Raw genomic sequence first — 12,394 nt, 5'->3', positions numbered from 1 at the left:
AGAGTTAGTCGATTTTGTAGACTAACTCTGGGACTTCAGCTTCGTTTCACCAGAGTTAGTCGGTTTTGTAGGCTAACTCTGGGACTTCAGCTTCGTCTCACCAGAGTTAGTCGGTTTTGTAGACTAACTCTGGGATTTTAGCTCCGTTCCTCTAGAGTTTGTCGGTTTGGCAGACTAACTCTGGGATTTCCACTCCGTTCCTCCAGAGTTAGTCGGTTTGGCAGGCTAACTCTGGGATTTTAGCTCCGTTTCACCAGAATTAGTCGGTTTTGCCTACACAGGGATCCGCAAGCGAAACGTGCTCCCTACCCCCAGTTGGCTCTCCACCTGGATCGTCCCTTGTGCGGCATCCACAAGGTTCTTCGCGATGGCTAGTCCAAGCCCATGTCCGCCAACCTGCCGGGTTCGAGCCTTATCCTGCCGGTAGAACCGATCAAAAACACGCGGCAGCGCCTCGGGCGCGATCCCCATTCCGTTATCCCTCACGTCGAGCGTGAGAAAACGGGCACCTTTTTCCACTTTCTCCGCAAGGCTAATGTGTACATCTCCATCATCCAGCGTATATTTAATCGCATTATCGATGAGAATTACCAGCAATTGCGTCAATTTGCCTCGATCCCACTCCACGGTCAGCTCGTCAGGCACATGCAGCTTCAGCGCCATACCTTTGGCCTGCGCTGCGGGCAGCAGCTTCGCAATTACGCTCTCGGCAGCGGCCTTTACCTGGAAGCTGGAACGCTCCAGCATGAACTCGTCCGCATCCGACCGCGCCAGCTGCAGCAGCTCACTGGTCAACCTCGTGATGGCGTTGACCTCATCCTTCATGCCCTTCAGCACGTTATTCGTGAAGGGATTGTCTTCATCCGCATCGAGCTGCAGCGCCTCGATGGAGGTGAGCATCACGCTGAGCGGGGTACGCAGCTCATGCGAAGCATCGGCAACGAACTCGCGTTGCCGCTCATACGCTTTGGCAATCGGGATGATCGCTCTACGCGCCATACGATGACTGAACCACAGCGCGAGTACAAAGAAGAGCAGCGCCATTCCTAGCATCAAGATGAGCAATAAGCGAAACAGCTGATGTTGAAAGGTGACCTCCTTCCCCACATATAAGGTACCAATCAACTGTCCATTCTTCTTAAGTTCCCGGCTGGTCACGAGAAATCGAGCGTCCTCCCCGTGTTGCGGTCGACCTTGGACATCCACCGAGGGTTGATCGAACGTCTGCAAGGTCGTTTGCTGGGTCTGCTCTCCCTTGAACTGCCCCTTCGCGATCAAAGCCATCATCTGCTCTCGCAATTCCGGCTGCGTTTCATCACCTAATTGCACAGCCCCTGTGTCGGAAATAAGGTAATAGAACGATTGATCCGCGCTGATCGAGAAGGCATCTTCCACAGAGCGCGGTGGCTGACGCTTCGGATTGGTGTCCCCATCCACCCATTTCTGCAAAACCTGCAGCTCACTATTCGTCAACTCGGTCAAATGAGACCGTTGGTCGCTCCAGATGAACATATACAGCAAGGCATACACAATGACGACGAATAACCCGAGAAAGATCATCAACACGCCGCTATATTGCAGCGTAAGTTTATTGCGAGTCTGGTCAAATAAATTCCCTTCAGACAAGCGCTTATTCAGCCAGCTCCTGTTACGCTTCAATTTTATACCCTACGCCTCTCACGCTCTGAATGAGCTCCCGCGCATCGGAAGACTCCAGCTTCTTACGAATTAATTTGACGATCGCATCGATCGATTTTAAATTTACGTCAGCATCTAAGCCCCATACTTTATCTAAAATAACCTCACGCGTAAGCGTCCGCCCTTTATTCTGCAACAGCAGGTCCAAAATCTGAAACTCACGCGGAGACAACTGGATCTCTTGGCCTCCCTGCCGAACCATCTGATTCGTCCGCTGCAGCTCCAGCTCTCCCACTCGCACAACGTCGTCCTGCAAAGGAGCAAAGCTTCTGCGCATCAGCGCCCGCAAGCGCGCCAACAGCTCGTCCATTTCAAAAGGCTTCACGAGGTAATCATCCGCCCCCGCATCCAGCCCTTCGACCCGATCTCGCAGCCCGTCTTTGGCCGTGAGCATCAGAATAGCTCCTCGATACCCTGCCTGGCGCAGCCTAGCACAGGTGTCACGACCATCTCCATTAGGCATCATCCAATCGAGAATGACCACATCATAACTGGAGGCTGCGGCATAGTCGAAGGCATCGTTCCCCGTTTGCACCCAATCGACGCTGCATCCGGTCTTTTTTTTCAACATATACGCCGTTAACTCGCCTAATTTCACGTCATCTTCCGCTAATAAAAGCTTCATCTATCCGCCACCATCTCTCATTCGCTCTATTACGATTAAGTATAATCTATCGCCTTCGGGCTTTCACCGTAATTTCACCAAGTGGGGTTAAGATAGGTTTCAAGGAACTACAAATCTACGATAACGAAGGGAAGATCCCCATGAACATTCAAACTAAAATCATCCTAGCAAGCGCATTATCCGTAGTATTAGCAGGCAGTGGCGTTATTGCTTTAGGAGCTAACAGCAAGGCATTAGCAGCACCCGAATCCGAGCAAACCACGACAACAGCCCCAACACAGGATAAGCCAGCAAAACCAAAGCCAAGACAAGGAGAAGCCGGCAAGCCAGGCGGGCCTCGCGTAAATGGTCAAAATCCACCTCCGCCTAACCGCGACGGTATCGATTGTCCTGAACAAGGGCAAGGAGAAGGCGCACCGCCAAGCTCATCTGCCGGCTCTCCCCCATCGAATGGGGAAGCAACCAGCGGAATTACGAATCCTTCTACTTATTCCGTCGTCATTTCAGGTGGTCTCACAACAGATCCTCAGGATAAAGGACGGCCCGTTGTGCTGATTGCCGCCGCTCTCGGCGTACCTACTGAGGTGTTTCGAACAGCTTTTAGCGGAGTGACGCCATCTGGGTTAGACAGCCAACCAAGTCATGAGCTCGCACAACGAAACAAAGCCGCTTTACTGAAGGTACTTGGGCCATACGGCATCACCAACGAACGTCTGGATGAAGTATCTAATTTCTACCGCTACAACGGGAATCGAACGGCAACTTGGCATAAAACCTCCGCAACCGCAACAGCCATCGTCACGGATGGCGTGGTGACTGGCGTTACGATCACGAATCCGGGAGCTGGTTATTCCTCCACGCCGACGGTTAGCATCACTGGACCTACTGGCACCATAACGGCCAAAGCCTTGGTGACATATACGCAAGATTTTAAGACGAATGGCAGTATCACCTCGATTACCCTCGATTAAATAAGAAGGAGCCTGTCACAGTTCATCTGTGGTGGGCTCCTTTTCCCGTTAATATTTGGCACAACTGGAACCATTCATCCTTAAGTTCGCCTTGTTTCCGCACGAAGATTGGTAGTATGATAGGGAGATACTTAAATTAACCAGAGGTAAATTAAATAATGAAGATCAAAGATTGGGACATTAATTTAAAAATCCGTCTCGGCGGAGAAACCGCTTTTAACGTTATTTTTTGGGCATTTTTTCCGTTCTTATCCATCTATTTCGCCAATTCTTTCGGAAAAGGTTGGACAGGTATTCTTCTCGTCTTGTCGCAGGCACTTTCTGTGTTCGGCAATTTGCTTGGCGGGTACAGTGCAGATCGCTTCGGGCGCAAACGAATGATGGTGATCGCCGCTTTGGGACAAGCGCTCGGCTACGGGATCTTCGCACTAGCCGCTTCGCCATGGCTGGCCATGCCCATATTGAGTTTCATTGGCTTCAGCTTCGCTAGCTTTTGCGGCTCGTTGTACTGGCCTGCCAGCCAAGCTATGGTAGCAGATGTCGTGGATGAGGAGCATCGCTCGAGCGTGTTCGCCATCTTCTATACAGCCGCGAACATGGCTGTCGTTGTAGGGCCTCTGCTCGGCTCCCTCCTGTATAAGGACAATCCATATCTCGTGCTGGCCGCGGCTGCTGTCGTTTGCGTGTTACTCGCACTCATGATGGCACAACGTTTAAACGAAACACTGCCGAAGCAGCTAGCGGATCGCCATCGCTCACAAGCTGGCACCCCTTGGTACCATGCTATCGCGGTTCAGCTGCGCGACTACAAAATCATTGCCACAGACCGCGTATTCCTGCTGTTCGTCATCGCTGGTGTGCTGCTTTCGCAGACCTTCATGCAGCTGGACTTGCTTTTTCCCGTCTTCTTGGAAGAAACCATGCCGCTCACAACAATTTTCTCCTACCATGACTGGGATCTCCAGCTTACGGGCAAGCAGCTATTCGGTTTGATCGTCTCCGAGAATGGTTTATTCGTAGCTCTCTTCACCGTCATCGTGACCAAATGGATGCTCGCGTATCGCGATCGCTATGTGTTCATCGGCGGGGCCCTTTTCTACGCGCTCGGCATGGTGATGTTCTGCCAGATGTCCACCTTCTGGGGATTAACCATCGCGATAGCCGTCTTCACGCTTGCCGAACTCATGTCTGCAGGACCACAGCAAGCCTTCGTGTCCAGACTGGCGCCGGATCATATCCGCGGCCAATATTTTGCTGCCTCTAGCTTGCGTTATACGCTCGGGCGCACCATAGCGCCGCTATCCATCCCGATCAGCAGTTGGATCGGCTTTACCTGGACGTTCATCTTGTTGGCGGCACTTGCTGTATTGTCTGCAGCCATCTACAACATGATGTTTAATCAGTATGATAAGCAAACTGCTGTGCAGTAGGCTAAGAATTAGAAAAAGCACCCGTGAGGGTGCTTTTTTTCAACACTTGCATGGATGCCGTATCTGTTGCGGCTGAGACAACTCCCAGTTAGGCTCCACTCATCAAATAACTGGAAAATACGTAGTTAATTTCTACGATTCCCTACCGCATCTCACTTTAACTGGAAAACATACAGTTGTTTTCGCGCCAATCTCACTTTTCGGCCAAAATGGATGAATTTAAATGTAGGAAATCCATTTATTCATCCCAACATGCCAAAATACTCAAAAATAGCTGGAGAAAATCCATCTAATCCGATTAACCTGGTTATCACTACTCGCATGCAATACCATCGTTGTCCCCATCTAACTTCGCGCTGTACCCTGGCTCACCTTTCTTGATCTGATAAGCACCAGCTGCGTTAGCCTCCTTGCAGGAATTGTAAATCACCGACGGTTTCGATGTTGTTGTTGTCGTTGGTTTCGACGTAGTCACAGGTTTCGGAGTTGTCGTTGTGGTTGACTTCGCTGATGGCGTTACGCCACCCTTCACTACACCCTCATGATACCCATCCTCTTGCGCATAATTTTCTACGCTCCAGATGTTCAAAGCCTTCTGCTGAGCCTTCTTCTGAATCTCACGGAACTGATCCACATATTTCACGTTCGGCGGGTAAATATACGCAACTCTGGCGTAGCCATTTTCGAGCAGCAGCTCGTTGAACATATTATCCCCTATGTAGAGATAGCATAGCAACCGGCCATATTTATCCCGCTCCGATACATCCAATTCCAGCTGAACGTCCTTGCCTGTGAGCATCGTTTTGGCATAGTTGGACGCTTCCAGCGCAAAAGGCTGAACAGGCTTCTCGGGATCCACGCTTTCTGGCGTATCTACAAGCAGCAACCGGATCGTTTCCTCTTTGGCTTTGCCACCCTCGTTAAAAGAAACCTTCATCGTATCACCATCAACGACACGGGTAACTTTAGCAGGAATGCGCTTGCTGCTCTGTATCGCTGCCGATGGCTGGCTAACCTTGGTTGAAGGCGCAGCTGCCTGCGTATTCTCTACTTCTGAAGCACTGCAAGCCGTTGCCAGCAGCATAAGCACACTGAGTCCAGCAGCGATGAGCTGTCTTTTTGCTTTGGTATAAACGCGAACGCTTATCATAGTATTAACCTCCAACTGATGACTGTTTTCTATCTGTCTATGAAAGTATATCAGACTTCAGACTAGGATGAATTCCCCTAACGCAAAAAAGACACCCTCACAGGTGTCCATTAGTAAATCAGTCCGCACTATAGTGTTATACAAATCACCGTGTAATCACTTCGCCGTCAGGCTTCACAATAACCATCCGCCTCATACCTCTCGGTTTGCCTGTAGCTGCCAGCACTTTGGAAGTAGGCTGAACAACAGGAGGTGGCGACCCGCAAGAACAACCGTTGTTGCATGGGGTGATCGAAAGATCTTCGTCAGGCACAAACTCGTGAATAGAGCCAAGCAGAGTGCTTGTACTGTTATCAAGACCAATACCAGCAAAAGCAAATAACACATCGTCCTCTTCCACACCAGCTCTTTCGACTAGCATAAGCGTAAAGGTTCCTTGAAATGGTAGACCTATAAAATTCGCAAAACCAGAACCGCTTACTTCTAATACGGTGTCTCCCTCCATCGTTGTATAACACTTCGGAAGATTAAAGCTGCTGGACGTAATTATAATATCGGTTGATTGGACAAACAAACTGCTCCCTTCCATCGAGCAATTGGGACAAATTTGAATACGGAAAGTCGTATTATCTGCTTCATTAAAACTGTTAACCGTAGCGCTGCAAGCACAGCACTTTTTCTTTTTCTTCGAGGTGTTGCCCACATTGACATTGATGATCGGTTTCACGGTCACTTCAATTTCGGTTTTCTGCCCTTTCTTTTTATCCTCCACGCTCGCACATCCTTTCTAGTTGAAATTGAATCCTACATGGACAGGATCATTCACTCTATTCTATGAGGATCAACTAGGAAAGGTATGGGGACATGAATGACGAGCATCGACCTATTTACCAAACTTTTCTATTCAAAAAAGCACCCCTCAGGGTGCTTTTTTCTTATGACTACGGCGTTCCGCCTCGAAACGAAAGCGCCAAATCCAGCACATGCTCCGTTTCGTTATAGGAGCCAATATCCAGCTTCTGATTGCCATCAAAATCAGCGATCATTGCCCTCCGTTCCTTCCCTTGTGCCCAAGGGCCAAATTCGTTGTCCAGCGGCTGGAAATGGTTCCCTCCCTCGTTCTGGAATACCCGCCAAATGCCCGTCTCGGCCGTGTAGGCAATTAAATCGCTTCGCCCGTCGCCATTCGTATCGCCGACTAACAGTTGGTCGCTATTTCCAAAGGAAACCCCGCCTGCCGTCTGGGGCTCAGCGAACGTCCCTTGCCCTTGATGATACATAATGGATACACGTCTATCCTTATGTGAGACGCACAGGATATCATCATCTTCATCCGTGTCCTGCATTTGAGCCGTGAAAATTTCTGCATCCTCGGGCAACGTTGTGTTTGTCTCTGTATATGTCAACTGTTGATTCAACAGGTTAACTTGCACAAGTCCCTTGTCTCCTTTGGCAATTAAGCCCATGCCATGACTAGATCGAAGCGCGCGAACAGAAGAAAGTCCCATTGGTAAAGCGCCGATTGTGCGGACTGGCAGGAACTGTCGCTTATCCGCTATGGCCACCCGCACATTTCCCGTTTCTGTGTTATATGCGAGCAGATCTTGCTTCCCATCGCCATTCACATCGACAAGCAGAAGTGACTCCTCGGGTGCAAACGTTTCTCTTAACCATACTTGTGAAGCTTCCTGCGGGCGATTTCTCGGCATATCATAACTCCCGGGAATAACCAGAACGCGATGCAGCTGACGTACAACGACATCTGCATGTCCGCGGCCTGTAACATCGCCAAACATGACATTTTGCAGTTTGGTTCTAGGTGGCAGCATCACGCGATGCGCTGGGGTGAAAGGGACGATATCATGCAGCGACATCCAGCGATAGTCTAGTTTTTTGAAGCCAGTAATCAATTTATGCAGGTAGGAGCCCGTGTCTCCCTCTTTATATTGATAGACGGGAATACCGTCCTTCTCTTCTGGATTTCCATCTGCAGCCATTACAGGCTCCAGGTGCGAGAATTCCAAAAACGGATGGAAGTAAAAGGAGGCAAGTCCATCATCCTTCGATGCCTTCTCCAACATCCGGTCAACCGATTCAGCATCACTTATATAGCGATATGGCGCAGGGACATAGACGGAACCCAAACTATCTTGTCCGTACGTATTGATCGTATCATAGGTATTCATGTCATCATTGGCATTTTTGGCGTAGAGATCAGGTTGATACATAAGACCGACGAAGGAACGAAACACTGCCTGTTGTTCATGGGTATCTTTATAGTGGGGGGACTCCCAGAACGCCGGGTGTAAACCCGCGCCAGCAAAAGCAGCCAAGCTTTCTTTCATCCGTTCCGCCGCATAAGAGAGCTCTTGCGTTTCCGGTGCATCTTTAATGTTAAATTCAGAACCTATTCCTGAATTTTGCTCACCATCCGAGCGATAAGTCTCTCCATATTGATGCCGATACCCGTGCATACCCAATACGCCGCCTTGTTGCTCTGCCTGTTGAAGAAGCTTAATGAATGCGCTTACTACTTCATCTGGATTCGGATCGTCGATCCCTTTTTCCTTCCAGACACCGTCATCTTGCAAACTCATCCTTCTTGGAATCACAGCAACATGAAAAGGCACATGCTCAGACTCAATATAGGTCATGACGGCCCGCAATTTCCCTAGGCCTTCGAGCGTGTTGTAGTCGCCGCCAAGTCCGACATCCTCCAGTCGAATCATAGCATGACGTTTACCCATATTCGGAGAGTCATTCATCTCTGTATTCGAAGGGATATACGCGGCAAGCCCAATGGCTGCAAGAACACCCCCGACGATCCCTATTCCAATTTGCTGCCACAATTTACGTTTCACGCTAGCCTGCTCCCCCATTATGTAAAACGTAGATTATATCTATGATTTCGACATTTTTCTCCTAAATTATATATGAATCTATGGTTTCTTACTATAAGAGTTTGAACAGAGGTCAAAATGAATTAAAGCAAGGGTCTGGCGAAAATGTAAACGCTTCCAATTTGGTAGTTAATGACGAATTACTCCGCTGAAATATGATAGTCCGATATTGCCGAATTAATCCCAATGTCCGCGCCATTACCTATTAATTAGTCCGAAATAGCCTAACTAAATCGACCAAAACAACGCTCAAGCCAAGGAAATGGGTATTTAGTCCAGCAAAATCGAACTATTAGTCTTTTTTATAAAGCAATCCTCGTTCTAGTTCGGCAAAATCGGACTAACACAGCTCACCTGTTTCATTTTGTGAGAGTAGGGTAAGAATAAAAGTAATACAATCTCTTTACTTTCAGCTAATACTGCAATGACATACGCAACGTAAGATGAAGATATCTTATTGTAATGGAGGCATCCGACGATGACAGCCAAAATAGGTTTCGTATTTTTCTGTATAGTGTCCCTATCGGTTCTAGGTGTTGCTGCCAAAGAGAGTCAGCCCAATCAGCTCGTGGATCAACGAATGGAGCAGCACATTGTTCCTTCGTACTCACCAGCCCTTTATGACTCCACAGAACAATTCGAGTATGAATTCGAGTGGCAAAACGGGAAAATTATTGCAAATCCACAGTAAGAACACTTCTACATATACGTTAACTTAACTAGTTAACCCAAATAAACCCCCGACTTTCGTAGTCGGGGGTTCTACTAAATTTGGTCCAACTCATCTATAAAAGCAGATCTATTCGGATACTTCAACCGGAAATGACTAACTAACTTCTCCGCACGTTCGCCACCATTCGCTTTGATCATGTGACGGATGAGTTTACACACCTTCTTATACTGATTTCGATTCGTTGCATCAGCTGCTTCCTTCGTAATGTAGGTCACGAACAAATCATATACTTCTTCTGCATACTCATCTATTAGAAACGGATAATACTCCACCACATAGCTGTTATTCTTTTGGACATAATGAAGCAGTCTCTGTATCTCCTTCTCTTCCGTAAGCAAACGCCTGTATAAGGCATCTGTTTGCCAACCTCGACTCAATTCAAGTTCATTCAAGATCCTCTCTCTTACAGCCTGCCAGTCATCATTGCTATATAACTCTTTTAAGATCAAGTAAAAAGAATATTCGCCTTGTGATACAAATTCCTCCGCAAGCTCTATTTGCTTCTCAACTTGCTGCGTACATTTGTAAATTTCGAATCGATACTTTTTCCACGTATCAACCAGTCCTGGGTAACCCTTACTTGCATCCTGACCTTCGCCTTGCTCAACGAACTGCAACGCTCTATCGAACTGGTTTTGTTCCATTGCATCATTAATGGCCATCTTACGGAAAACGGAAAAATCGAGATGATCTTGCAAGAAAGTCGCTGCCTCTTCTGGACTATCCAACTTCTGAATCACCTTGTACTGGAGCAATGCGACTTGTTCAGCAACAAACGAACTATAGGAGGAACTGGCTTCTTCCTTTACTAGTTTAGCTAGTTGCTGTTCCCACTGTGCCCTCTCTTTTTCATTCGTTATCAGTAGCATGCCGTCTTCCAGAATTGATAATTGCCACTCGCTCCATCCTTCGAGGTTTGAATGCGCTGACTCCTTTAAAAGCAACTGAAAAAGGTCCAATCTGTCCTTGCTGGACATGCTTTCGATATCACTCGTTACCTGATTAATGAAATCTAGACACTGTTGAATCATACCACCTACGATGCCATCAGAATCATCACAAGATTGAAGTAAATCCCCCATCTCATGCAGAATGCAAAAGTTTATTTTGACAGCGGGCATGTGCTGTCCTCTTTCCAATACTTCTTCAGCTTTGACCATGACCATTTCTGCTCCAACTACAGCCCTGGACACGCTGCGATACGCGACAAAACCATATCGGTCTGCGTTTTGTTTAATATGGGTTCGAATCATTTTTTTATAGGAAGTTAATGCCTCACTACTGCTGGAATCTTGAAATTTAAGCGTCAGCAATTGCCCCACTTCCTTGATTTCCTCCGAGAAGTGAACAAGTAACGCAACTAGTTCCTCTTTATTAAGTTTAGACAGCTGATCAGCCAAGCTTACTTTGCTATTCTCGTTATTTTTCACCTTCATACAAAATCACTGCTTTCTTTAAAAGATAATGATCTGGCTATTTGCGGCGGATTTCATTCCCCACTCTTATTACTCATCGTCCCGTGTTTCTTCCCCCACTCCCCCATGCTCTCTAGGATCGGTATGAAACTTCGTCCTGCTTCCGTCAGAGAGTATTCCACCTTCGGAGGGACCTCCTGATAGACTTTCCGGTGAACCATGTCATCCTTTTCTAACTCTCTCAACTGCGAAGTCAGTATACCTTTCGATACCCCTGGCACCAGTCGCTGCAGCTCACCGAATCTCCTCGTTTCCCTTAAATGCCACAGAATAAGAATTTTCCACTTCCCTGCAATGACATTTTGGGTTGCGGTAACGGGGCAGACTTCAATTTGTTCCTCTGGAATTTCCCCCTGAAACGTTGTCCGAGACATGCGCAATCCCGCTCCTTCCTTGATGGTTCTATTTTTATGACTAGGTCACTTTATAATGACTACTTACATATTTCGAGCTACTATAATAATATATGACTATGCCGAATTATCCAACAACATTTTATATAAACAGGAGGACATCCACCATGTCAAAAATCATCGTTACCGCAGCAACAGGTGAATTAGGGAAATTAGTCGTCAAGCATTTGTTAGCAAGAGTTCCAGCAAGCGAGATTGCTGTTAGTGTTCGTAATACAGAGAAAGCCGCTGAATTCGCAGAGCTTGGCATTGAAGTTCGATATGGTGATTGGGATGACCCAGCCTCACTGGAGCAAGCTTATGCGAATGCATCTAAGCTTTTGCTGATTTCTTCCCCACAAGATGAATCGATCAGTCGTATTCGTAAACATGTTCATGCTATTGAAGCCGCCCATAAAGCAGGCGTTCCACACATCGTCTACACCAGTTTCGCCTTTGCGGATGTCGATGCTTTCGCCCCTCTGGCTAACGTCCACCTAGCAACCGAATTCGCGCTGAAGGCATCAGGCATTCCAACAACGATCCTGCGCAATACGTGGTATCAGGAGCTTTACATGAATCCCAGCTTGCAAGCTTACATCGATAACGGCAGCATCATAAATTCAGCTGGGACAGGTAAAATTAATACAGCGACACGCGATGATTTAGCCTTGGCAACTGCGACTGTTCTTGCTGAAGATGGTCATCAAGGCCAAGTCTATGAGTTAGCGTCATCCGAGTCATGGAGCTACGAGCAATTAGCAGACATTTTATCACACGTATCCGGTAAAAAAGTAGCTTACCAATCCGTCTCTGACGCTGACTCCTTGCAAGGTATGCTTCAAGCTGGGCTGCCTGAGGGGCTTGTTCAATTCGTAGTTGCCATTGACAGCAAAATGGCCGCAGGAACAGAAGGACGCACGTCCACAGACCTCGAGAAGCTCATCGGCAAAAAACCAACTTCCATTCATGAAAGTATTGCGCTATTATTCAATGAATAACCGTTTTATTAACCCAACA

At 47.6% G+C, this 12,394-nt stretch carries 11 protein-coding genes; 4 read left to right on the top strand and 7 right to left on the bottom strand.

All coding sequences use genetic code 11. The features are described from left to right. Positions 1 to 273: 273 nt before the first annotated feature. Positions 274 to 1,659, bottom strand: coding sequence for a sensor histidine kinase (locus GC096_RS06100; RefSeq protein WP_171629363.1), 1,386 nt, complete (start codon positions 1,657 to 1,659; stop codon positions 274 to 276). After that, a complete protein-coding gene (locus GC096_RS06095; RefSeq protein ID WP_171629362.1) occupies positions 1,649 to 2,323 on the bottom strand; it encodes a response regulator transcription factor in 675 nt (224 codons plus the stop codon). Before GC096_RS06095 ends, GC096_RS06100 begins: the two co-directional genes overlap by 11 nt. A gap of 140 nt (positions 2,324 to 2,463) precedes the next feature. Between GC096_RS06095 and GC096_RS06090 the strand changes: the two genes are divergently transcribed. Then, positions 2,464 to 3,294, top strand: coding sequence for a hypothetical protein (locus GC096_RS06090; RefSeq protein WP_171629361.1), 831 nt, complete (start codon positions 2,464 to 2,466; stop codon positions 3,292 to 3,294). Positions 3,295 to 3,452: 158 nt separating this feature from the next. Continuing rightward, complete coding sequence (locus tag GC096_RS06085; protein ID WP_171629360.1) at positions 3,453 to 4,724, top strand: MDR family MFS transporter; 1,272 nt, start codon at positions 3,453 to 3,455, stop codon at positions 4,722 to 4,724. Between the two features lie 313 nt (positions 4,725 to 5,037). On the opposite strand, the gene GC096_RS06080 is transcribed toward GC096_RS06085, so the two are convergent. From GC096_RS06080 to GC096_RS06070, 3 genes are all read right to left on the bottom strand, one after another. Beyond that, positions 5,038 to 5,874: a thermonuclease family protein gene (locus tag GC096_RS06080; RefSeq protein ID WP_171629359.1), complete on the bottom strand. Its 837-nt coding sequence runs from the start codon at positions 5,872 to 5,874 to the stop codon at positions 5,038 to 5,040. Between the two features lie 145 nt (positions 5,875 to 6,019). Then, positions 6,020 to 6,646 carry a hypothetical protein gene (locus tag GC096_RS06075; protein WP_171629358.1) on the bottom strand — a complete coding sequence of 209 codons (627 nt, stop codon included), beginning with the start codon at positions 6,644 to 6,646 and terminating at the stop codon, positions 6,020 to 6,022. Between the two features lie 169 nt (positions 6,647 to 6,815). Further along, on the bottom strand, positions 6,816 to 8,735 hold the full coding sequence (locus GC096_RS06070; protein ID WP_171629357.1) for a DUF2334 domain-containing protein: 1,920 nt from the start codon (positions 8,733 to 8,735) through the stop codon (positions 6,816 to 6,818). 517 nt (positions 8,736 to 9,252) lie between these two features. Here GC096_RS06070 and GC096_RS06065 point away from each other — a divergent pair. Further along, on the top strand, positions 9,253 to 9,465 hold the full coding sequence (locus tag GC096_RS06065; RefSeq protein WP_171629356.1) for a hypothetical protein: 213 nt from the start codon (positions 9,253 to 9,255) through the stop codon (positions 9,463 to 9,465). Between the two features lie 74 nt (positions 9,466 to 9,539). On the opposite strand, the gene GC096_RS06060 is transcribed toward GC096_RS06065, so the two are convergent. Further along, the gene (locus GC096_RS06060; protein WP_171629355.1) at positions 9,540 to 10,943 is read right to left on the bottom strand and encodes a hypothetical protein; all 1,404 of its coding nucleotides are present in this window, start codon (positions 10,941 to 10,943) and stop codon (positions 9,540 to 9,542) included. A gap of 53 nt (positions 10,944 to 10,996) precedes the next feature. Continuing rightward, positions 10,997 to 11,356, bottom strand: a complete 360-nt coding sequence (locus tag GC096_RS06055) for a winged helix-turn-helix transcriptional regulator (RefSeq protein ID WP_171629354.1) — start codon at positions 11,354 to 11,356, stop codon at positions 10,997 to 10,999. A gap of 146 nt (positions 11,357 to 11,502) precedes the next feature. Here GC096_RS06055 and GC096_RS06050 point away from each other — a divergent pair, with 146 nt between their 5' ends. Further along, entirely contained in the window at positions 11,503 to 12,375 is an 873-nt protein-coding gene (locus GC096_RS06050; RefSeq protein ID WP_171629353.1) for an SDR family oxidoreductase, read from the top strand. Positions 12,376 to 12,394 lie beyond the last annotated feature (19 nt).

Source organism: Paenibacillus plantarum (genome assembly GCF_013141695.1).
Taxonomy (GTDB): Bacteria; Bacillota; Bacilli; order Paenibacillales; family NBRC-103111; genus Paenibacillus_E; species Paenibacillus_E plantarum.
The sequence above is the reverse complement of the archived record's forward strand: the minus strand, read 5'-3'. Positions and strand labels throughout refer to the sequence as shown.